Source organism: Desulfobacula phenolica (genome assembly GCF_900105645.1).
GTDB lineage: Bacteria > Desulfobacterota > Desulfobacteria > Desulfobacterales > Desulfobacteraceae > Desulfobacula > Desulfobacula toluolica.
In genome coordinates this window covers 52,558-75,591 of the sequence record NZ_FNLL01000011.1, presented here as the reverse complement: position 1 = coordinate 75,591, position 23,034 = coordinate 52,558, and the positions used below count along the sequence as shown (strand labels likewise).

Sequence of the window (23,034 nt, the reverse complement as noted above, 5' to 3'; positions counted from 1 at the left end):
TGTATGAATTTTTTTAAGACTTTCATATAAAAAAACAGACCGGATTATAGAAAAGATTCTAAAAAAAATCATAGAAAGAGATCATACAAATGAATTCTAAAAGAAATGTATACCTTGATTTAAAAAGCATTGAAGAGGCAAAAAAAATTCTCTTTGATCAATTTGAAAATCATGTGACCAAAATTGAAACCCTTGATGTGGTCAATGCCAAAGAAAGGGTCCTTGCAAAACCGGCCATCGCGGCCATTTCATCTCCCAATTTTCATGCTGCCGCCATGGACGGCATTGCCGTTAATGCAAGCTTTACCTTTGGTGCCTGCGAAGATGCGCCCATCACTCTTATCCCCGATGACAATGCTTTCTGGGTCAATACCGGCCATGCCATGCCCGAGGGCACTAATGCGGTCATCATGATTGAGCATCTGAATATTATTGATAAAAAAAATGTTGAGATCGAAGCACCGGTCTTTCCCTGGCAGCATGTCAGAAAAATGGGGGAAGATATTGTGGCCACTCAATTATTATTTCCAAGGGGTCACAAAATTAACACATATTCACTTGGCGCGCTTTTGGCCGGGGGGATATTTAAGGTGGATGTCTACAAACGCCCGAAAGTACTCATCGTTCCAACCGGATCGGAACTCAAGCAATGGCACGAGATCAGTATAGATCAACTCAAACCGGGGGATGTGTTGGAATCAAATTCCACCGTATTAGGAGGGCTTTGTGAAGATCATGGGGCGCAATTTGATTGTCATCCCATGCTCAAGGATAATCTTGAAACAATCAAATCCGCTATAAAAACTGCTGCAACTCAACAATATGATATGATTTGTATCATTGGCGGATCTTCGGCAGGGTCAGAGGATTTTGCAAAACCCGTTATTTCATCCCTGGGCGAACTCTATGTCCACGGTGTGACAATGATGCCGGGAAAACCCATGATGTTTGGCAGGGTGTCTGATACCCCGGTATTCGGCATCCCTGGATATCCTGTATCAGCCATTGTGGCATTTGAACAATTTGCCGGACCATTGTTGTTAAACATGCAGAGACTTCCCTCAAAACAACCGACAGAGGCGCTGGTTTCCCCTGCGCGGAAAATTGCTTCAAAACTTGGTCAGGAGGAGTTTTTAAGGGTAAAAATAGGTTCTGTGGATGGCAAGTTGATCTCTTCCCAATTGCCCAGAGGCTCCGGTAACATTACGACGTTGACCGAAGCGGACGGTATTATCAGAATTCCTGCGAACAGTGAGGGGATATCACAAAAAGAGCAGGTCCATGCCCAGTTGCTTCGGCCCTTATCATCCATTGAAAACACCATTGTTATAACCGGTTCTCATGATAACACCCTGGATCTGATTGCGGATCAGATAAAAGCTGTGAGGGGCGATATCAATATCTCATCAAGCCATGTGGGCAGTATGGGAGGCATCATGGCCATTAAAAAAGGTGCCTGCCATATGGCTGGTGCCCATCTTTTAGATCCTGAGGACGGCACATATAATATTTCATATATTAAAAAATATCTGGCGGATCAGAAAGTTTGGCTGATAAATCTTGTCATGAGGGATCAGGGACTGATTGTACCGAAAGGCAATCCAAAACAGATCCAATCCATTGAAGACTTAAAAGATAAAAGCCTTCGGTTTATCAATCGCCAGCCAGGTTCGGGAACCCGGATTTTACTGGATTATAAATTAAAGACCCTTGGAATTTCGCCGGACGATATTCTTGGATATGAAAATGATGAATATACTCACATGTCTGTTGCTGTTTCCGTTCTTTCCGGCCGTGTGGACGCAGGGCTTGGCATACATGCGGCAGCCCGGGCGCTTGATCTTGATTTTGTCCCGATTGTGACCGAAGAGTATGATCTTGTTATTCCTGACAGGTTTTACCATACCCGAAAGGTTCAAGTGTTGCTTGAAAGCATTCAGACAAAAGAATTTCAGGATCGAGTCATATCTCTTGGCGGATACGACACTCAAAAAACGGGAAAGGTAATATATCAATCCGACAGTTAAATTTAACCTGGACAAGACATAACCAAACATGCTTTTTGATTTTCTTGCCAAAATAACACGAAAATTAGAGATCAGAAATTAATGATGGTTAAAAAAAACTTATTTTAGAAACGCATAATGTAAAGGCCGCAAAGAGAAAATATTTTTTCTTTGCGGCCTTTACGTCTAATTGCAGGTAAACGCATCCATTGCCGGAAGCAAGCCCCTGAATTGTTTTATTATTTAATAGGGGTAAATTTCAACCCTTCTGTTTAACGAACGGCCTTCCGATGTATTGTTCGGTTCAACCGGTTTGGTAAAGCCGAATCCTTTGGTACTCATTCGGTTTTCTAAAATTCCCTTGCCGGTCAAATATTGTTTAACGGCATTAGCCCGTCTCATTGATAGCCCCATGTTGTATTCAGCTGTACCGATATTGTCGCAATGACCGTGCAGGTCAATTCCCATTCCTGGATTTTTTTCAAGGATATCGGCGACATTGTCCAGCAGCGGATAGGCTTGGGCTCTGATCACAGCTTTATCAAAGTCAAAAAGAACATTGTCAAGAACCCAGCATCCAAGCGCATTGACCGCAGCACCCATTGGCGTTCCTGGGCATTTGTCTTCATCATCGTACACTCCGTCGTGATCGCTGTCTTTTCTCATTGGTGTAACCGGTTTAACCGGAGCTGGAGGCGCAACTTTTACTGGTGGAGCAACCGGAACGGCCTTTTTATCAAGAAATACCTTTTCTACAAAATTTGCCATGCCTGCACTGGTTAACAATTCGCCGGCAAGCGAATAAAATCCGCATTCGCCAATGGTCGCGATTTCCTGAAGCATTACTTCTCCTTCTGCAGAATCACCCACAAGAACGGGATAAAAACAGATGGATGAACCATATCTTTCTTTTAATGCTTTTGCAGATTTCAGGGCATCTTTTTTCATATCAAGCCCATCAGTAATAATGATAACGGCGTTCATATCACCTGAAAGTCCATTAAAATCATTGCCGGCCTCATTAATTGCTTTGTAAATAGGGCTGCTGCCGCCTGGTTCTGTGATTTTTCCAAAATTATTTTCCAGGTTATCAGAAACATATTGTTCCATTCCATAAAACAATTCAGTTGATTTTTTTGATACTTTTGGAGAATGGCCAAAAGATCTTAAACCTGCTGTTTGACCCATTTCAGGAAGGGTTTCATTCATTCGTGTGACAAGTGCCTGTGCAGCATCAAATTTACCCGATTCAGACATTGAGCTTGATGCATCAAAAAGAATCAGGAAATTATCTATTTTTGATGTATACATCGTCTTGTCAAATTGTTTTGCTTCAAATTCCGGCAGTGTAATCATCTGTTTTGCTGCGCATCCAAACAAAAAAAGGACGGCAAAAAGTGTTAATAATTTCCTAACTAAAGTTTTCATTTTTTTCTCCTTTTGATTAATTGATATTAAGGTGATGTCTTCAAGAGTATTGATATTAAGTGTGTTTTTTATTTTTACAGGATAATGATCATGAAATCAACCTTTCTTTTCCTTGTTTTTACCCTTGTCTTTAAAAAAAAATCATGCCGATACTTGTATCAGCTATTTAATTCGTTTTTAAGTGTGCAGGCTAATTTTTCAATGGTATAGGGCTTTTTAATATAGTGACCAGCCCCCAGCATCAGGGTTTTTTTAATCTTTTCATTTTTTGAAAGACCAGTGGCAATGATTGCTTTTTGAATGGGATTTATTTTTAAAATTCGTTTATATGTCTCAAGGCCATCAATTCCGGGTGCCATTTCCATATCCAGTAAAATCAAATCAAAGGGGTGTTTTTCTAAAACAGCTACAGCTGCTTTGCCACTTGAAACTGCCGAAGGTGTGTATCCAAGCATTTCAAGTAAATCCAGGGTGATTTTTCTTTGTTCATAACTATCGTCAACGACCAGAACAGTCTGTCCTGATCCTTTGAAATTATCAATGAAAAAGTCATTCGGATCACTGTCTGCTTTTTTTCGGGTAGCTGGAAAATAAAGTTCAAAAACAGTAAATTCATTTTTTTTGCTGTTAACCTCAATATATCCCATATGGTCTTTGACACAGTTCCATACAACAAAAAGCCCCAGGCCTGATCCGCTTCGCCCCATCTGTTTTTTTGTGTAAAACGGTTCAAATATACGGTTTAAATCTTTTTTCGGTATGCCGTCACCATCATCCATGATTCTCAACACCACATAATCGCCTTCAAGAAGGGTGTCGTATTTGTTGGAATTCATATCAATATACCTATTAAACGTTTCAATGGTCACAGTTCCTTTTCCCTTTATTGCCTCGGCAGCATTTATCACAAGATTCATAATCACTTTTAATATATGTGAGGGGGAACCGCTTATATTTAAAAGGTCTTCAGCTGAATTTATTTTAAACTCTATTTGAGGATGATTTTTTTCAAGCCGCTTATGGGCAGAGCCTTTAACATATTCACAAATAACCTTATTAAGATTGATAATAATTTGATTGGGGATGCCTCTTCTTGTAAGAGTAAGAAGATCATGCACTATATCTGCAGCTTTGAGACCTGCATCATGGATCAAGGATATGTATTCTTTGAAAGGACTGTCAGGAGGCAGCTTTATTAATAACAGTTCAGGATAACTGACTAATCCGGACAGGATGTTGTTCAAATCGTGGGCTACACCGCCTGCTACAGTGCTGATAAGTTTTATTTTTTCAGAACGCTTAAGTTTTTTTTCCAGAAAAAGGAGATATTTTTCTTTTTCTTCACAGGCTTTTTGTTGCAGATCCAGACGTTCATTTTCAATATATAGGCGTTCTTCTTCAAGTTTAAGTGAGGCTGCAAGGGTTTGAATACAATGAACCTCCTGCGTTGTAAAAAATCTTGTTTTTATGTCCAAAATACAAAGCAATCCAATGATCTTGTTTTTAAGCGTTACGGGAAATCCAAGGCAAGACTTTAAATTGTATTTTGATATGATTGGATCTGTCGCGAAAAATGGGGTGTTTTTCAGGTCAGAAAAAATAACAGGAGTGTTTTTGTCTTTAATCGTTGTTTTCCGGAAGAAAGAATCCTGCACATCAAAAATTTCATCAAATCCCTTGGGAATTTTGTAACCGGCCCATAATTTTAAGGATTTTTGGTTATCATCCATGCGGCAATACAAAGAACAAGCGCCATCAAGGATATGGCAGGTCTGTTCCAAAATAATATCAATATTTTTTTTGCAATCCACGCCCAGAAGATGAAAGAGATTTGCCACCCGGGCTATTTTTTCGCTGAAAGTGCTATAATTTTTCTGCTTGAAATTCAACCCTGAATTTTTCATATAATCGTGTCTCCATTTAGGATTCATAAATCGTTTTTATATGAAAGTCTTAAAAAATTCAAACAGTGACCTTCATTTTTTATTGTTGGCAAACATGGGTGAAAGAGCAAGTCTACCTGTGAAAGTTATTGAGAAAAAATTAAAAGTCCAAGCTTTTTTAATATCTTGCAATTTAAGCTTAAGAATTATATACGAATGCTGTTTTGTTGACCATAATAAATAAAAAGAAACTTTGAAAAACATGGAATATCATCAGGGAATCATTCTCGGTATTTTACAAGGACTTACGGAATTTTTACCTGTAAGCAGTTCAGGACATCTTGTATTGGGGCAAATTTTTTTTGGGATTAAACACTCCCAGCTCACATTTGACATCAGTGTTCATGTGGGAACATTGATGGCGGTATTTGTGGTCTACAGGTCTGATATTATGGCAATGATTTTGTCTTTGTTTGATTTTTTTTCAAAAGCGGTTTTTTTTAAACCTGTTTCACACCTGATCAAAGAAGATAAAAATCTTCAACTGGCAGGATTAATTGTGACAGGTTCTGTTCCGACAGCGCTTATCGGACTTTTTTTGAAAAACTTTGAACATATTTTATTTACATCGGAGATTCTGGTGGGTTTTATGTTGATATTGACGGGAACTGTCTTATGGCTGTCCAAAAATTATTATGTCATTGGCCGTCCAGAAAAAAAAAATGCCGTAAAAAATTCACTTTTCATTGGCTTTTGCCAGGGGCTTGCAGTTATTCCAGGTATTTCCAGGTCAGGGACCACCATTGCAGCAGGTATGTTTATGGGGCTTAACCGTCAGATGGCAGCTAAATTTTCTTTTCTTTTGTCCATCCCAGCCATATTTGGTGCTGAAATTTTGAGCATAAAGGATATCATAAAAAATGATCTGATCATTGATCCTGTGATCCTGTATGCTACAATTGCTTCATTTATAACAGGATTGATTGCTTTAAAATTACTTTTAAGATTGGTTCATTCGGGCAAATTTCATCTGTTTGCCCCTTATTGTTGGCTCGCAGGGTCATTGGTCCTTTTATCAAAAATTATTTAAAGGAAAAATCATGAATCCGGGAATCTTCAGAGAATATGACATAAGAGGTGTCTCAGGCAAAGATATTTTAGAAGACGATGTGATCAGTATCGGCAAGGCCTATGGCACGCTTTTAAAAAACCAGAATAAAAAAATAGTTTCCGTTGGAAGAGATTGCAGGCAGACCTCTGAACAATTCAGCAACCTTTTTATCCGTGGAATCCTTTCCACGGGCTGCGATGTTATTGACATCGGAACCTGTCCTACACCTGTGCTGTATTTTTCCATACAGCATTTAAATCTTGACGGCGGGGCCATGGTGACTGCAAGCCATAATCCCCCAGAATACAACGGGTTTAAACTGATGAACGGTCTTGATTCCATTCACAGTCAGGGACTGCAGGACATTCGTATTGCCATTGAAAAAAACGCCTTTGTCCAAGGCGATGGCAAGGTAACCTCAAAAGATGTCATCACGCCTTATAAAGATTATATTTTAAATAATATTCATATCAAACACCCCATCAGAATAGGCATTGATGCCGGCAATGGAACAGGTGGCGTCACGGCTCTTCCGGTCCTGGAAAAACTGGGTTGTGAGGTACACCACATATATTGCGATATGGACGGAACATTTCCCAACCATGAAGCAGATCCCACCCAGAAAAAAAATCTGACTGATTTGATACGGCTGGTAAAAGAAAAAAATCTTGACCTGGGGGTTGGATATGACGGAGATGCTGACAGAATAGGCGTTGTGGACAAAAATGGTGAGGTGATTTATGGGGACCAGCTCATGGTGATTTATGCCAGGGAAATCCTTCAACGCCACCCCGGTGCGACCTTTATTTCTGAAGTCAAATGCTCCATGGTCATGTATGATGATATTCGCAAACATGGCGGCAAGGCCATCATGTGGCGAACCGGCCATTCGTTGATCAAGAAAAAAATGAAAGAGGAAAATGCCGCGCTGGCCGGTGAAATGAGCGGCCACATGTTTTTCAAGGACCGGTATCTGGGATTTGACGATGCCCTTTATGCCACCTGCCGCCTGCTGGAAATCATGGCAGATACAGGCAAAGGGGTTGACGAACTGATCCAGGATCTTCCCAAAACCTTCACAACACCAGAACTTCGCGTGGAGTGCCCGGATGAGATCAAATTTGCCGTTGTGGATAAAATCGTTGCCTATTTCAAGGCCCGGCAAAAAGTGATTGACATTGACGGTCTAAGGGCCGTGTATGATGACGGATGGGGGCTTGTCAGAGCATCAAACACCCAGCCTGCCCTGGTTCTTCGATTTGAAGCATTGAGCGAAAAAAGACGCGATGAAATAAGACATGAGATAGAATCCGTATTAAAAACCATTATAGAGGAGATAAAATAGGGTTTTAAATTTGAAACTCAATTTTTGTAAGCTGGCAATATCCGGATAGGGTCTGCCAAATTGAAAAGTTGAGTCTGCAAGGTTAAAATCTTATCATGCAATTTTTATGCAGTTATCCGAACAGCAGCAGAATGCAGTAAATCACACCGGTTCCCCGGCACTTGTGGTTGCGGGAGCCGGTTCCGGCAAGACCAGAACCTTGACAGCTAAATTTTCCCACCTGGTGAATATTGGTCATGATCCCAAAAGAATTTTAGCCATCACCTTTACCAACAAAGCCGCAGAAGAGATGAAATCCCGGCTTATTGAGATGACAGGCCTGAAGAATCACGCGTTTGAATGGGTAAGAACCTATCATTCCGCCTGTTTGATGATTTTAAAACAGCATTGTGAAAAAGCAGGTTATAAATCTCCCATACAGGTGTTTTCAGTCTACAGCCAGGGAAAACTGGTCAAAGAATTGTGTGTGAAAAACAATGTTGAAAAAAAAAATGCCAATAAAATTTTATCTGCTATTTCCAGGGCAAAAAATTTTGGCAACCCGGAAAAATATTTTGATTTAAAACCCGGCCTTTTCAGCATCAATATTAAAGATCTGTATGACCAGTATGAAGAGCGTTTAAAAGAGATGAACAGCGTGGATTTTGATAATATCCTTTTAAAGGCAAGGGATCTGTTAAGGGATCATACGCAAATCCGGGACTATTATAGAAAATATTTTTCTTATATTCTTGTGGATGAATACCAGGACACCAACAACCTTCAGGAAGATTTAACCAACCTGCTTTTAGGCGAACACAGGAATCTTTTTTGTGTGGGGGATGACTGGCAGGCTGTTTATGGTTTCAGGGGTTCCAATGTGAATCATTTTATCGGATTTCCTGAAAAATACAAGGACGCAAAAATTTTCAGACTGGAAGAAAATTACCGGTCAGCAAATGAAATTGTCCAGGCAGCAAATGATTTGATCGACCATAACCCGGATAAAATGGAAAAAAAATGCTTTTCCCAAAAAAAAGGCGGGGTGATTGAAATTTATGATTTTATATCTGATTCGCGTGAAGCCGAATGGGTTGCCAAAAGGATAAAAGGTCTAAACCGTCAGGGCCAGGGAATCGGTTTTGATAATATTGCCGTTGTCTACAGAACAAAATTTTGTTCCCTGCTCTTTGAAAAAATTTTCAGGTCATACCGTATACCCTATAGTTTAAAAGGAGCCCAGGGATTTTTTGAAAGAATGGAAGTTCTGGATATCAACTCCTATTTGAGTGCTGCATTCTTTCCCGGCGATGATGTCTCGTTTGAGCGGATAGTCAATACCCCCAAAAGGGGAATCGGACCTGCAATGATAAAAAAAATTGCAGCCATGCGAACCGAAACAACAAGCCTTCAGGATGCCGCCAGAATTATGGTCAAGGATCGGGTGTTAACCAAGAAAATACATGAAAACCTTTCCATGGTTCTTGAGATTTTAGATGAAATAGTTGATCTTGCACCTGCCCGGGCAATGGAAGTTGTTCTGGAAAAAACCGATTATTTTGAGTATCTTAAGAAGAAAGTCAAAACAACTGCCGAGTTTGTTTCAAAAAAAGAAAATATCGAACAATTGATTTATACGGCAAGGTCCAAAAATGATCTTCTGGAATATCTTGAGGATGCAGCCTTGATCAGAGAGGATAAAGAAGACGATGACGACCAGGATTCCTCAGGAGTATCCCTTCTTACCATTCATTCAGCCAAGGGACTGGAATATGATACCGTATTTATTGTAGGGTGCGAAGAACGCCTGTTTCCCCACTGGAGGTCCATTGATGCGGGGGATAATGCTGTTTTCGAGGAAAGACGCCTGATGTATGTTGCAATGACAAGGGCTGAACGGTTTTTATACCTGACCCATACAAGTTACAGAAAAGGGGAGTTTGCAAGAAGAAGCCGTTTTATTGATCAGATTCAGGAGTGCTTATCCTAATCCCGTCTGATCATAAAGGTATTTTTGTCACCTTGTTTTTTGCGATTTTTTCAACGGTTACCGGGGTGGGCATTGTGGTGCCTCTTCTTCCCGTGTATGCCAATGACCTTGGGGCCACAGGCATATATGTGGGGCTGATATTCGGATCATTTTCCTTGTCCAGGACCTTTCTTATGCCTTTGTTCGGAAGATTGTCCGATCAAAAAGGACGAAAGCCCTTTATTGTGGCAGGGCTGTTTATCTATACACTTATTTCCATTGCCTTTATGTTTTCAAACAATGTGGAAACACTGATTATATTGAGGTTTATTCAAGGGGCTGGATCAGCCATGATTATGCCGGTGGTTCAGGCCTATGTCGGGGAGATCACACCGGCAGGCTCCGAAGGGTATGCCATGGGATTGTTTAACCTGTCCTCATTTTTGAGTTTGAGCCTGGGGCCTTTGATGGGGGGCGGAATAAAAGATCTGTGGTCCCTGGATGCTGCGTTTATGTGTATGGGAGTGCTGTCCGGCATTGGCCTGTTATTGTGTGTTTTTTTATTGCCTCCCACAACTGAAGAAAAAACAAAAAACTTAAAAACAGGTGTGATTCCATGGTCAAATCTTTTAACCGATAAAAGTATTCTTTCCATTTTTATATTCAGGTATGCCTATACCTCATGCATCGGGATCATCTGGTGTTTTCTTCCAGTGTTTGCCGATACGGAATTTAACCTTTCAGGTTCCTTGACAGGCGTGCTTGTCATGCTGGGTGTGTTTGTATCCGGTATTCTTAATATTCCAATGGGCCATGTGGCAGACCGGGCAAACAAAAGGATGATGATTCTTGCGGGGGGAATCTTGTCAACTATTGGGATGCTGCTGCTGTTCCGGGCGTCCTGCTTTTATGACCTGGTTGTTGCCATTTCAATATTCGGGGTAGGCGGCGGCATTTCCATGCCGGCAATTATGGGTTATGCCGTTATAAAAGGGGATGAAAAAAAAGCCATGGGATCGGTCATATCAATCATAACCGTTGCCCACAGCCTGGGAATGCTCACGGGTTCAATGGCTGCCGGGCTGGTCATGGATTTTTTCAGTTTGCGATTGTCTTTCCCCTGTGGCATGATTTTTATGGCCTTTGGAACCCTTGTTTTTTTTATCATGGCGGATAAAAATTCTTTTATAAAAAAAGCTGATTTTCAAAAATAAGCTTCGGCCTTAAGACGGCCATGTGATATGAAGCGGTCTTTTCTGAGCCATCAGCCATATCCCGTCTCCCTTTGAAATGGTTTCTTCTTTGGACGGGTTGACCATTACCCTGTTGTCAGTGGTTTGCATGGCAAAGGTCAGGTAATTGTATTTGTCTTTGAGATAATCATGCAGAACCCACCATGTGAGATTTGGGATGGTTTTAGAAACAAGCACATAATATATCTCTTCTTGTGCATCGTTTTTCAACAGGATCTGTAACGGGATATGCACCTTGTCCTGCATGGCCTGCACCATCATTTCAGCCGTCATCTGCACGATGATTTGAAAATCACCCTGAACACTTGAAAAGGTGTCCAGAGACTGGGTTGAAATACAGCGAACCGTAATTTCGCACGCCTGATGTTTCAGTTCAAGGGCATTGATCAGGGCAAACAGGTTTTTTTCGTCGTTGCCTGTGTGAATAATTATTCTTGCGGCTTGTTTTACATTTGCCTTGTTGAGTTTGTTAAGGGTATCAGGACTGCCTTTGACAAAGCAAACCCTGTCCATATCCGGAAACGGATGCCTGGGTATGTCGTCCAAAAGGACAATATCCTGGTCTGCATATGTCTCGTCTTTTCTGATCTCTTCAACCAGTTGTTCTGTTTCAGTTGTACACCCCACGATCAAAATATGATCTGTTCCTTTGTATCTTTTTTCTCCATGCATCTTTTTATCTCTCCTTTCAATCAACGAGGACGCAAAATGGGTAATAAATGCCGCACCAAGGCCGATACCCATGAACATGGGCAAGATAACCGCGACAATCCTGCCTGGATTGGAGACGGGGAACATATCCCCATAGCCTACAGTTGTACTGGTCACAACACTCCACCACAGTGCCTGGTCAAAATGGGTCAAAGCTGAATCAGCAGGTTCAACAAGCGTAATCAGCAAGCTTGATATCAATAGAAGAAGCATGTAGGCAAAAACAAGGTAAATTCCCTTGCCTTTAAGTTTTACCCTTATCAGGTACTTTATAAAATAAATCAAAACCAATCTCTCAATTCAATTAACTGGCACGGGCAGACCTGGCCATTTTTTACAACAATTTTGTCTCCTTGGTTTGCCCATAACAAAACATGAAAGTCTTTGTTTGGATTTTTAAAGACTTTCTTATACAATGCATTCCCCCAAAGCATTGTAAACCATAGCTTTGGTAAATTATATCATTTGACATCCATTTGCAATATCGTGGTTTATTCACAGTCCTGTTAGGTACATATTAATGAAAAGCAACTATCACACCATAAAGCAGGGAAAAAGGCACGGCCAACAGTTTAACATCCATTATTGCATGATTGTCCGGGAAAATACCAAATAATCAATATGTCCATTTAGTCCGATTCCGGGCATTGTAATATTGCTTTTCATGGCAAATACCCGGACCGGTTGGAAAGTGAACAGCATCATGGCCTGGTCATGGATATATTTATCAAGCAGTTTTAGTTGTTTGGTATGACCCAGGAAAGCGGATTGAAACAGGGCAAACAAAAATTTTTTATCAAAGGTATCATCTCTTATAATAGACCATGGACTGTCACTGGCTAAAAAAAGGCCTGCGTGAAACGACAAATCCATAATCGGGTTGTCCACCAGATTTACAGCCATATGACCCGGATAAGGACTGCCGCTTCTTTTCCCTTCCATAATTCTTTTAGCCCAATCAGGCCTTGAGACAATTTCTATATTTAACTTGACCCCGATTTTTTTTAAGTCGGCCCGGATCGCTTCAGATAAAGGTATGGCCTGCTCTATGGATATCATATCCAGATCAAACCCGTTTTTATATCCGGCCTCGGCTAAAAGAGACCCGGCTTTTTTTATATCGTAGGCATAGGGTTTTAAAGTGCTGTTTTTTCCAATCTCACCAAATTTTCCCAGCGAGGCCAGCGGCACGCCGAATCCTCCGCCTTGCACCTTGATCAGTTTGTTTTTATCCACAGCATAATTGATAGCTTGCCTGACTCTAACATCTTTTAACGGGCCATGATTTTTTATAAGCACCCAATACCCTTGCAATACAAGCCTTTTCATGATTTTAAAACCGGCTTCTTGTACCCGTTCAATGTCTTTTGGATCAAGATTGGTGTTTACATCCACATCACCGTTTAATAATGCCTCAGTCCCTTGGTCTTTCGGTATAATCTTAAATACCAGTTTGTCGATGAACGGCATTTTGTTATCCCAATAGTCCGGGTTTTTAGCAAGTACAATTTTTTTTCCCTTTTCCCATTGTTCAAATTTAAAGGGTCCGGTTCCCACGGGATGTTTAAAAAACGCTTGGATTCCTTTTTCTTTAATATATTTTGGAGGACAAATAGCACCAAACATGGTCAACCTGTATAAAAACATTCCATCCGGGTGTTTAAGATGAATTTTCAGCTTATGGGGCGTAATAATTTCAATTTGTTTTATGGGGGACAAGATCCAGGCATTGCCGGCTTTGTTGATCGGATCAATGATATAATCGTATGTGAATTTAACAGCTTGTGCATCAAAAGGCTCTCCATTATGGAATCTAACCCCTTTTCGCAAGAAAAACTGATAAGTGGTTTTGTTCAACATCCTCCAGGATACAGCTAATCCTGGAACCCTTTTTCCATTCAAATCCAGATGGACAAGGCTGTCAAAAATCTGAGTCACCACGGAATACGAATCCGGATCAAAATTGTCCAAAGAGGTGATTGCGGGAATATCGGCTGAAAAATTAACAACCCTCAATGTTTTGGCAAAAAGAGGAGAAAATGAAAATATTACCATCACGATAATAAGTGAAAATATTTTTTGAGTTAACTTCATTTTGCCCCCCAGCATTGGATGGAAAAATACAAGGTCTGCTCGTGGCAGTTTTCCTATGAAAGAAGCTCTAACTTGTTGGAATAAGACCTTTTTCATTTCTTGTTGTGGCAAGTCAATCCGCCATGGCGTTATTCAGAGTAACAAAAAACCACCTGGATTCAAAGAGATATTGAATTTGTAAACAAAAATATTCTTATTATTCTTAACTGCCTTGAATGTATATATTGCTTTTGCAATTATCCCGTTATTCCAGCAGCCAGGAGTCGTGATTATAAATGCTTAAAAGTGCAGGATGAAGCAGGGTGTTTATTTGACGGCTATTTGTGAAAAGCGCATTTTTGCCAAACACCAGTTCACTTTTAAAAACCTGTGGGGTGATAAACCTTGTGGGCACATCAATCGCCAAATGCTCTATTCTGCCCATAATTTTTTCTTTTTTAATATCTGGATGCCAGGCCAGATACCATCCCCAATCCCCGAAACTTGGAACATTTTCATGAAAGGCAAGGATGGAAAAAGCCGCGCTTTCAAGGGTTCTTCCAATACAAAGAAAGCTTTCCTTTGCAAGATAGGGCGATGTTGCCTGAACCACCATCATCCCGTGCTGCGATAAATGCTGTTTTACTTTTTTGTAAAATTCTTTGGAATAAAGCTTGGTCAGTTCAGGTGTGGACGGATCGGGCATGTCAATAATGATAACATCCCAAAAGCCGGGTATGTCACTTAAAAATTTATCCGCATCCACATTCATGACATTTACATCCGCAAGTTTTTGGGTTTGGGCCTGTTTTGTGTAAATGTTTTTTTTGGGGGTTTCAATATAAAGCCGCTTATTGATCCCCGGACTGATACCCTTGCCCACCATGGTTACAAGACGGGCGTCTTTAAAAGAATCATTGTTAATTCGTTTTAAAACGGGATGGGTTTTGGCAAGGCGGGTCATTTCAGGGTCCAGGTCCACCAACAGGATCTGTTTTACGCTTTTATATTTTAAAACTTCTCTTAAGGCACAACCGTCGCCACCGCCGAGAATAAGGACTTTTGTTGTGACGGAAACAAGATTCATGACAGGATGCACCATTGGCTCATGGTATCGCTGTTCATCCGTGCTGCAAAACTGAAGGTTCCCGTTTAAAAACAGCCTGACTTCATCAAAAGGCTTGTAATGGGTGATGGCGATATGCTGGTATTGGGTGGGATGGCTTAAAATAATGGGATCATCATACAAAGGCTGCTCAATTTTTATGTTCCATTCCCGGTTGTTGAGATATCCGTACAAAACAGCACAAAAAGTCGCCACCATGATGAGCGGAATAAAAATCCCTTTTTTTAACAGGCCTTTTTTTGAAAAATAGACAAAGGTGATAAATGCCAGAAAAAAGTTAACACCTGCTGTTAAAAAAGCAGCTTCCGTAATGGGCGTGAATCTTAAGAGGATAAACACATAGACAAGGGACCCGATCAGGCTGCCGATATAATCAGCACTCAAAATATTACCCAGGTTGGTGGACAATTCTTTGCTAAAATCATTGTTGATCCGTATAATAACGGGAATTTCAAGCCCGATCATGATGCCGATGAAACTGACGAAAAAATAGAGAACCAGGCTGTAATGGGCTGTATATCCATATGCGATGTAAGTCAGGGTGGGGGAAAATCCTCCGGCAAGGGCCAGGCCGGTTTCAACACCGATAAAGGTATAAATAAGATTTTTTTTGGAAACCTGTGCCTGGATCAGGCTGCCAAATCCCATCCAGAACAGCATAAGTCCGATGACCATGGCCCATTGTTCAAAAGAATTGCCTAAAATCATGGAGGCAAGGCTTGCCTGGATATATTCAAGAATAATTCCGCAGGCACCGCTTGCAAACATGCAGGCACAAAGCAGTACGGATGCAAAATTGGTCTTAACGCTTCTTTTTGTCATATTTTTTTTATATGCAGGTTTTTAAAAATCCAGACAGAAACTTGCAATATTAATTATGGGCAAATCAGGGTCACCTGATTTTTGTAAAAAAACGGCCTGGTTTGCCCGTGTCAGTTACATGGAAAACGCGATGATTATAGCAACCGCATTAATGGCGCTTACCACAACAATCAAAGCCGCAACATTCCTGTCTTCTTTGACTTCCGTGGCAATATCGGTTGTGGGAAGCAACAGCTTGTCTATCACAATTCTAAAAATCAACAGCATCAAAATTCCATAAACCGCATAAACACCAAAACTTGTCAGATCATTGGCCCATCCCGTGAACGGCCCTGAAATACTGGACATAAGAATAATGCCCAGGGCGATAAGGATGCCGCCAAGGCCGATGCCTGCCGCCAGATTATTGTTTTTGATCTCATTTTTAACATTAAAGGGGGTGGTAAGCTCGTAAAGAAACCCGAAAATCAACAGGGCCAGCTGGCCCAGTATAAAAAAGAGAATTGCGCTGACAATGCTCTGGATAAAAGTTCCTCCGCTTCCGGAGATGGAGCCGTTAAGGATAAATCCCGTGGCAACATACATACCGGCTTCAACCATGCCTACCGCAGTATTTCCGACAACTTTGCGTCCATCAGGCTGCACAAATGATTTGACACACTCCTGGTCATTGTTGATATAGCCCAGCATGATATAATCATTTATAAAACGGGATGAAAACATAAATAGCGTAATTATAAAACCGTCAATCAGCAAGTGGCTCAGGTCGAGAAAAAAACCTTTTGAAGATCCGCCCAAGGCACCCGACAATGCAATGGCAACACCCAAATAGAGACCTGATCTTCTCAACCCTACAGCAATATTTCCGTCATCAATATGCACATCATCATCAAAGTCCCTGGTTCGCCAGTCATCTATTTTTTTAACCAGCCATATAAACAGGATACCAATGACAACATAGATAAATCCTTGACCTAACCCTTCGAGCGTTACAGCTATATCCATTCTTTCCTCCTTAAGACTCGTTTTATTTGCCTTTACTTTTAGGGCCACCGCCACGAAGGCCTGCACCTGCACCCCGGACAGAAGTGGCCTGGGATTTGAAACCACCGCTTTTTGCAAAATTCGTGCTTTGAAATTTTGGCGATTGTCTTACATAGGTGCCATAAGTCCCATATTTTCTTGACCCGTTTTTAGTTTGCCCGAAATAGGGTTTTTTATATCGGTAATCATTGTTCCAGCTATTCCATGAATTGTAATGAAAATAGGATGGCGGAAAAAAGAAAAGAGAAGAAAAAAGAGCATATTTTCCGTACCAGGACCAGAACTGATTGCCGGTATCGTCTTTTTTCCATTCTCCGTATTTTGAATTGCCCACATAAGCCATTCCAGGAGGTGCTGCCTGGGTCAGGCGGTCTTGTTCAAATACGCCATAGGGTTTGGCCAGAACGGCCATGCCAAGATATTCAAGATTGGCATCATAAAAGTTTGCATCCACTTTTTCCCAATCTGTTTCTTTGGTGTCACCGTTTTCTTCTAATATATATTTATGAAAATAAGCTTCCCTGGAACTTTCCACCCAGAAGGAAGCGGCATTGTGTCCGCTTTCCGGCCATTGATCTGTGGGGTTAATGGACAATTGCTTCCACAAATCACCGATCTGACTTGAAAATCTTGAACTGTAAACACCTGTACCCAGACCTGCGCTAATTGCTGCAATAGTATCAAGGTTATCTGCGGTCAAGGTTTCATATGCTTCAGGAGAAACTTTTCGATAAAAGTTAACAAACCTTGGAGCGTAATAATCAGAGTTCTCATTCCAGGATTCCCTTTTGATGTTCACAAAATACTCTTCTTTCATGTCTTTAAGAATTTTTGTGTAACTGGAATAGAGCTGCCCCATCTCTTTGATAAATTTTGTTTCAAGGATCTTGGTCTGTTCAAGGCCTGAATCAAGCGATTCAACACTGTCTGTGAAGGCGGCATAGTCGGCTGTTGATCCTGCCGCATGTCTTTTATATTGCTCTGTCACAACACTCAAATGCTTGCGGGATTGTCTTTCAAGTTTTGACAAGGGGGCAAACCGGGTATTGATTTTGTCTGTTAAATCCGGAAAGTCGGCAATTGCTTTTGCCATTGAACCGGTTTTTAATGCATTTGCAATCCTGATGATATCGTCTGTGTTTTTTTGAGCCCCGGACTGCAAATCAGCAGCATTTTCAATGGTATTCCTGATTTTTGCAAATCGTAAAATCGGATACCGGGATAAATTTTCAGCGTTTTTAAGGACTTTTTTTATCCTTACAGTCTGCTGTATAACCTGAGAGGCAAGTTCAGGCTTGTTTTTGCCGACCAGGGGTGACAGATCTTTATCATAAAGTGTTTTGGCCCTTGTAATCTCTTCATAGGCCAGTTGAAACTTTTGAGCCCAGTTTTCCTTTAAGGCAAATGGTTCAACTTCTTTAAACTCAGATGAGGCTGCCAGGGTTTCATATTGATCCTTGTGTTTGTCGATTTGGGATTTGCCTGTCTTGATGGCATCAGGTATGGCACGGGCCCTGTTTTTTAAATTTTTTGGAAGCCCTTCGCCGCATCCTGCCAGAATTACAACCAGGCCGGCAATGATCAATCCTGCAATGACGTCCACAAGGAGATGTTTTCTGATCATCCTTAAAGGTCTCCTTTGCTGATGATGCTGATACTGTTTGGATTTACAGGGCTTGAGGTGTAAATCCGGTACTCGTCTTTTCCAGAACCCTGCCATTCTTCAATGGTGAGGAATCTGGTATGAGCTTGATTTTCAAACTCATACATATAGACTTTTTCTTCTTTGTTTTCCTTGTAATAAACCGATGCCCAGTCGTCTTCATACCAGAATTTTTCGCCATTAATTATAATGACATCCTTGTCATCGGCAATCTGATCCAGATCGTCTTCATCAATGACACCACCTTCATCATCTTTTAAATTCCGAAATGAAAGGCGTTCAAGGGTCATGGAAACTTCAAGCTCGTCATCAAATTCCCATTCAAAATTAATGGTGTCACCGGTTTCAAGGCAAAGACAGGTCAGCTCATGAATAAAATATCCTTTTTTGCTTTTAAAATCATCAGAGGTTTCTTCATATTTGTTTAAACTTTTTACAAAATAAGTGTTTCCAGAATATTCAAAAAACGACTGGCTGCCGACATCTTTTATGTTCAGTGATGTCTGTTCCTGCCGGGAAACAAGCTGGTCTGTGTCAAGGGTTCTTATGGCATCAAATCTTTCCTGGAAAGATCGTTGTGTTGCAATATCAAGCATAAAATGCCTCCAATTTTAACCGTTCCTGTCTATTAGTCCTTGCGTCTTGCAGTTAATGCATCAGTTCTTGCCCTGAACCGATCATTCATTTTTCCCAGTGCATTGGAACTTTGAGATGCGATATTAATGGTTTCCTGTGAAATCAGGGCGTATGTTTCAAATGCCTGTTCATAGGTTTGACAAGCTTCTTCAAGGGCGTCAATGTTCACGGTCATGCTCTGGCTCATTTTTGCGCCTTTTATGGCGGCATTGCCAATGACTTTGGCCGTGTCTTTCATGGTTTCGGCAGCGGCTTTTTGAACCATATCAAGGTGTTGCATTGTTTCCATCTGCTGTTCAGCAGCCACCCGTACAGCCAGGGCGTTTTTAACGGCCGTGGAAAGGATCATATCCGTTCTCTGAACCAGCCGTCTGACCAGGTGGGCGTTTCTCACCATCATCTCCCCGCCGAACCGTGTCTGGAGATTTGAGTTGTCAATGGTCTGCAGGTCAACTACGGCCATGGCAAGGTCGCTTGTCAATGTGGTTAAGGCTTCTTTGTTTCTTGGATCTTCGATGGTTCTCATATGATCCATTAATTTTTGCCATATGATTTGTCCCAGATAGATTCGTTCCTGGAGTCTTGGCTGGATCTCTTTTAAGGTGTCACAAATGGTGGACAACTCTGATGCATCAAAAGCCACCTGGTCTGCTTCGTTTCTTAAATGATCCCGGATGCCGTCAATGGTGGAGTTTACCGTTTCCCTTCGTTCGGCAATAATTTTGAGGACTTCATCCCCTTTGGGCAGACGGTTCACGGTTTTTGTGAACAGACCCAGTATTTTTTTTTGAAAGGGCATCTCGGCTCTTGCCACCATGGTGGGATTGACTTTATCCAGTTCCATTTTAATGGCCAGAATATTTTTTCCAACAGGAGAAGAGTCATCTGCGGCAACATTTTTAAGCACATTGCCCATTTTGCGGTCATACAGGGTCACCTGGGCCTGGGTCTCGTCCATGATCTCCTGGCCCAGGCTGAAGACAAAATTACCAAGCTGCCAGTCAGAAGGATCGGCTTTTATCTTTTCAATGAATTCATCGGCCTTGGCTTCAATAGCCTGTATATCTTCAACCGTCAGATGTTTGGGTTGTACAGGTTCAAGATTGGACGGTGCCTGTACCGGGGTTAAGGCACCTTGCCCCGACACTTGGGTAACTTCGGACAATACAGGTGCTTTTGCCTGTTGGGCAACGCTTTGAAGATCTTGGGTCATGTCATTCATGTTATTGTGTTCCTTTCTTCTTGCTGATTTTTAATATGGTTTGCTTAACAAGATGAAAAATTCCTGTTTCACGCAGACTGTCCGAATTTAAGGTCTCAGCTTACAGTCTCTCTACAGGATTCAATTCCGGTGGAACCCACCGTATGTTTTGTTTACATAATCCAACCAACTCTATTTTAAAAAAATATTATATCCCTTAAGAAAATTTACCGGCAAGGAAATTGGCCATGGTCTTAAATTCTGCAGTCTCATTTTTTTCCACAATATCCCTGGACCGATTGGAAACATCATGCAGACTTTCAATAGTTTTTGTGAACATACCAATTTGATTTTCCCGGCTGTCCAGGGACAGGTCAAGATATTCCTTGACTGTTTTGTAAAGATGGTTTTTGCCGATTTTCTTGATTTCATAGGTCAGGGTTTCTCCGGGATACCGTTCCATCATTGCCGGAGTTACCACCATTAGATCATCAATAATGCTTTCTATTTTACGGGTCATCTCAATGGAAAAATCTTTGTCTTTTCTCGTGAGAATATTCAACTTTAACAAAGAATCCAGAATGGCTTTGTACTCCTGGTCAGGCGATGCCTTTGCCTGTGGAGCAGTTGAAGACGGTTTGCTGTCTTTTTGTGCTGTCTTTTCGGTTTTCTTTTTTTTTACCATAACGGCAACGCTGATAACTGCAATAAGAAAAATTGCTGAAATGATCATTGTCATTGTATTACTGCTCCTTAGGTTTAAGGTGTTCATTTTAACAATATTTTAAAAAAAATAATGCAAAACTTAATATTTACAAGGTATGTAAATATTAAGTTTTATAATATGCTTCTGCATTATACTTAAAATAAGCTTTATTCTATTTAAAATCAGACCTTTATTGATTCGTGTCAACAAAAGTGTTTTTTTTGTGGGATTGGGCTTTTTTCACCGGGTTAGTAATATTGAGCAAGGCCCGGTGTGATGATTTCAAACGGCATAATTTCCCGGTACAGATCTGGTGCCGGGGTATCAAAAACCTTATGGATCTGTTCATTATCCCGGGCGATTATCAGGCAGCCAAAGGCTTGAATTTGTTCTCCCTCCATCCATATCCCGGGCTGTACAACCTGTCTTTCGATCACAACGGTTTTATTGGGGTTCAAGGGTACCTGTTTGAAGGGATGGTAGTAGGTAACACCTGGCCTGATGGCAGAGGTGCTGTAAACGATCTTGAGCCGGACACAAGAAAAATCAATCAAATGCCATAAGCCGGCGGCAAACGAGAGCCTGTCCTTTTCACCGGACAGGCTGTACAAAGAAGAATCGACCTGTGCAGACAAAAGGGTTTGGCAGATACCGGTAATGATTTCCCTGGTTCCGGTTATTTTCATATGCCGAATATGACCCGTAGACGTAATATCTTCGTAAGCAGCCTTGATTTCCAGGGAATACCGTTTCCTGGCCCCGGCCCCCTGGAATTGGTTACGATAAGTAAATGAACAATAATTGATAGGCAGGGCAATGGATTGATCCAGAGAATATTGAATCAATTCCAGGGCAGCCAGTTCAGTTTCAAGTACCGTAACCCTGGGACCGTGGACAAAGGTATAGCCCCTGTTGATAAGACGGCTGCTGTTAAAGGGCGTACACCGGATCTGGTGAAGGTTCAGGTGATCCACTCCGGATTTGTACAGAATATTGATCAGTTTTTTGGTACTGGGCAGGTCTTCAGGGATAGCCGGAATTTCAACTGTTACCCGGGGAATAATGCCGACTGCTTTTTCCAGGGCTTTAAGCCGGTAAAAGTTGGCGCTGATGTCAAACCGGATCTCGTCAAGGCCACTGTCCCTTAAGGCTGCAAGCTTTTCCCCGGTTACCAGAAGCCCGTTGGTATACATCCAGGTATATACTGGATGGTCTGTCCTGGACTTGAGGACTTCCAGGTACTTAAGTACCCGGTCAAAGGTTAAAAAAGGTTCCCCTCCGCTGAAGCTGACTCCCTTAATATTAAATCGACACACATAATCGGCATAATCTTTTGGATTATCAAAAATCAGGGTATTGGCCATGGGCTGCCCAAGGTCGTCCTGGGAAGAGGGGCAGTAAAAGCAGCGGGCATTGCAGATGCCGTTGATAAACAGGCATGACCATTCTCCCTGTCCGCAGAGTACACAGCCCGGTGAGATGGCATGGGTATGCAGTTTTGTTTGTGAACACTTCCATCCCGCATCAGGGCTGCTGAAAACAGAATTTATCAAGGTCTTCCTGAGCCTGGAAGCGGCCTGGGCCTGGTCCTGGCTAAGCCATTTCATTGTTTCATAATTGTCCTGATATTCTTTTTGGTTCCGGCAGATCATCTCCTGGATATTTTCCGCATACATGGCTCTTTTCCCTTTGTTGATGGATAAAGTTCATGATAAGATGCAGGATATATGCCGACTAAGATGGTACTGACAAACATAACCGGACCATCCGCTTGAATTATAAGCAAATAATTTATTTTTCAGGGCTGAAAGCCTGAACCGCAGAGCATCGAATATGCCCCTGAAACAAGACTTATGAATTCTGAAAACCCAAAAAACAAGACCCCGTGCTTCCTGTTACATATTGTTTTTTTTGCTTTAACAACCGGTTTCATCTTCAGGATTGACGTCATCGTATAAATCGCTTAGAAAGTCATCATCTATGAAGATATCCTGACAGTGTCCAAAGCTGTTATCAAATTCACAAAACGGGCATTCGTAAACATGGGGAGATAATAAGGCCCCGCAAGCTAAACAAAA

At 41.4% G+C, this 23,034-nt stretch carries 16 protein-coding genes; 5 read left to right on the top strand and 11 right to left on the bottom strand.

Translation table 11 applies throughout. The annotated features are described in order from the left end of the window. Positions 1–89: 89 nt before the first annotated feature. Positions 90–2,027 (top strand): molybdopterin biosynthesis protein, encoded by a 1,938-nt coding sequence (locus tag BLT94_RS17025; protein WP_092236747.1) that lies wholly within the window; start codon positions 90–92, stop codon positions 2,025–2,027. 222 nt (positions 2,028–2,249) lie between these two features. Here BLT94_RS17025 and BLT94_RS17020 read toward each other — a convergent pair whose 3' ends face one another. Further along, complete coding sequence (locus BLT94_RS17020; protein WP_092236746.1) at positions 2,250–3,434, bottom strand: OmpA family protein; 1,185 nt, start codon at positions 3,432–3,434, stop codon at positions 2,250–2,252. Positions 3,435–3,592: 158 nt separating this feature from the next. Then, on the bottom strand, positions 3,593–5,338 hold the full coding sequence (locus BLT94_RS17015) for a hybrid sensor histidine kinase/response regulator (RefSeq protein WP_175530395.1): 1,746 nt from the start codon (positions 5,336–5,338) through the stop codon (positions 3,593–3,595). 241 nt (positions 5,339–5,579) lie between these two features. On the opposite strand from BLT94_RS17015, the gene BLT94_RS17010 reads away from it, so the two are divergent. The 4 genes from BLT94_RS17010 to BLT94_RS16995 all read left to right on the top strand — a co-directional run bounded on the left by BLT94_RS17010 (position 5,580) and on the right by BLT94_RS16995 (position 10,935). Further along, positions 5,580–6,407: an undecaprenyl-diphosphate phosphatase gene (locus tag BLT94_RS17010; RefSeq protein ID WP_092236742.1), complete on the top strand. Its 828-nt coding sequence runs from the start codon at positions 5,580–5,582 to the stop codon at positions 6,405–6,407. Between the two features lie 10 nt (positions 6,408–6,417). After that, complete coding sequence (locus BLT94_RS17005; protein WP_092236739.1) at positions 6,418–7,773, top strand: phosphomannomutase/phosphoglucomutase; 1,356 nt, start codon at positions 6,418–6,420, stop codon at positions 7,771–7,773. A gap of 106 nt (positions 7,774–7,879) precedes the next feature. Then, positions 7,880–9,742, top strand: a complete 1,863-nt coding sequence (locus BLT94_RS17000) for an ATP-dependent helicase (RefSeq protein WP_092236736.1) — start codon at positions 7,880–7,882, stop codon at positions 9,740–9,742. Continuing rightward, a complete protein-coding gene (locus BLT94_RS16995; RefSeq protein WP_092236733.1) occupies positions 9,730–10,935 on the top strand; it encodes an MFS transporter in 1,206 nt (401 codons plus the stop codon). The genes BLT94_RS17000 and BLT94_RS16995 overlap by 13 nt, the downstream gene beginning before the upstream one ends. Before the next feature lie 9 nt (positions 10,936–10,944). Here BLT94_RS16995 and BLT94_RS16990 read toward each other — a convergent pair whose 3' ends face one another. The 9 genes from BLT94_RS16990 to BLT94_RS16950 all read right to left on the bottom strand — a co-directional run bounded on the left by BLT94_RS16990 (position 10,945) and on the right by BLT94_RS16950 (position 22,632). Continuing rightward, on the bottom strand, positions 10,945–11,970 hold the full coding sequence (locus tag BLT94_RS16990; protein ID WP_175530394.1) for an ion channel: 1,026 nt from the start codon (positions 11,968–11,970) through the stop codon (positions 10,945–10,947). A gap of 297 nt (positions 11,971–12,267) precedes the next feature. Continuing rightward, positions 12,268–13,779 (bottom strand): ABC transporter substrate-binding protein, encoded by a 1,512-nt coding sequence (locus tag BLT94_RS16985; protein ID WP_175530393.1) that lies wholly within the window; start codon positions 13,777–13,779, stop codon positions 12,268–12,270. Between the two features lie 244 nt (positions 13,780–14,023). Then, the gene (locus BLT94_RS16980; protein ID WP_092236724.1) at positions 14,024–15,706 is read right to left on the bottom strand and encodes a polyamine aminopropyltransferase; all 1,683 of its coding nucleotides are present in this window, start codon (positions 15,704–15,706) and stop codon (positions 14,024–14,026) included. Positions 15,707–15,820: 114 nt separating this feature from the next. Then, entirely contained in the window at positions 15,821–16,711 is an 891-nt protein-coding gene (locus tag BLT94_RS16975; protein ID WP_092236723.1) for a DUF350 domain-containing protein, read from the bottom strand. A 22-nt stretch (positions 16,712–16,733) separates the two neighbouring features. Further along, entirely contained in the window at positions 16,734–18,374 is a 1,641-nt protein-coding gene (locus tag BLT94_RS16970; protein WP_092236722.1) for a hypothetical protein, read from the bottom strand. Between the two features lie 2 nt (positions 18,375–18,376). Then, on the bottom strand, positions 18,377–19,009 hold the full coding sequence (locus BLT94_RS16965) for a DUF4178 domain-containing protein (RefSeq protein WP_092236715.1): 633 nt from the start codon (positions 19,007–19,009) through the stop codon (positions 18,377–18,379). Positions 19,010–19,041: 32 nt separating this feature from the next. Next, entirely contained in the window at positions 19,042–20,271 is a 1,230-nt protein-coding gene (locus tag BLT94_RS16960) for a toxic anion resistance protein (RefSeq protein WP_014955843.1), read from the bottom strand. 196 nt (positions 20,272–20,467) lie between these two features. After that, positions 20,468–20,989: a hypothetical protein gene (locus tag BLT94_RS16955; protein WP_092236711.1), complete on the bottom strand. Its 522-nt coding sequence runs from the start codon at positions 20,987–20,989 to the stop codon at positions 20,468–20,470. Between the two features lie 215 nt (positions 20,990–21,204). Further along, positions 21,205–22,632, bottom strand: a complete 1,428-nt coding sequence (locus BLT94_RS16950; RefSeq protein ID WP_092236710.1) for a radical SAM protein — start codon at positions 22,630–22,632, stop codon at positions 21,205–21,207. Between the last annotated feature and the right edge of the window lie 402 nt (positions 22,633–23,034).

Bases quoted from the DNA above. Each gene is read 5' to 3' on its own strand.
- BLT94_RS17025 (WP_092236747.1), top strand. From the start codon at position 90: ATGAATTCTAAAAGAAATGTATACCTTGATTTAAAAAGCATTGAAGAG.
- BLT94_RS17020 (WP_092236746.1), bottom strand. From the start codon at position 3,434: ATGAAAACTTTAGTTAGGAAATTATTAACACTTTTTGCCGTCCTTTTT.
- BLT94_RS17015 (WP_175530395.1), bottom strand. From the start codon at position 5,338: ATGAAAAATTCAGGGTTGAATTTCAAGCAGAAAAATTATAGCACTTTC.
- BLT94_RS17010 (WP_092236742.1), top strand. From the start codon at position 5,580: ATGGAATATCATCAGGGAATCATTCTCGGTATTTTACAAGGACTTACG.
- BLT94_RS17005 (WP_092236739.1), top strand. From the start codon at position 6,418: ATGAATCCGGGAATCTTCAGAGAATATGACATAAGAGGTGTCTCAGGC.
- BLT94_RS17000 (WP_092236736.1), top strand. From the start codon at position 7,880: ATGCAGTTATCCGAACAGCAGCAGAATGCAGTAAATCACACCGGTTCC.
- BLT94_RS16985 (WP_175530393.1), bottom strand. From the start codon at position 13,779: ATGAAGTTAACTCAAAAAATATTTTCACTTATTATCGTGATGGTAATA.
- BLT94_RS16980 (WP_092236724.1), bottom strand. From the start codon at position 15,706: ATGACAAAAAGAAGCGTTAAGACCAATTTTGCATCCGTACTGCTTTGT.
- BLT94_RS16975 (WP_092236723.1), bottom strand. From the start codon at position 16,711: ATGGATATAGCTGTAACGCTCGAAGGGTTAGGTCAAGGATTTATCTAT.
- BLT94_RS16970 (WP_092236722.1), bottom strand. From the start codon at position 18,374: ATGATCAGAAAACATCTCCTTGTGGACGTCATTGCAGGATTGATCATT.
- BLT94_RS16965 (WP_092236715.1), bottom strand. From the start codon at position 19,009: ATGCTTGATATTGCAACACAACGATCTTTCCAGGAAAGATTTGATGCC.
- BLT94_RS16960 (WP_014955843.1), bottom strand. From the start codon at position 20,271: ATGAATGACATGACCCAAGATCTTCAAAGCGTTGCCCAACAGGCAAAA.
- BLT94_RS16955 (WP_092236711.1), bottom strand. From the start codon at position 20,989: ATGACAATGATCATTTCAGCAATTTTTCTTATTGCAGTTATCAGCGTT.
- BLT94_RS16950 (WP_092236710.1), bottom strand. From the start codon at position 22,632: ATGTATGCGGAAAATATCCAGGAGATGATCTGCCGGAACCAAAAAGAA.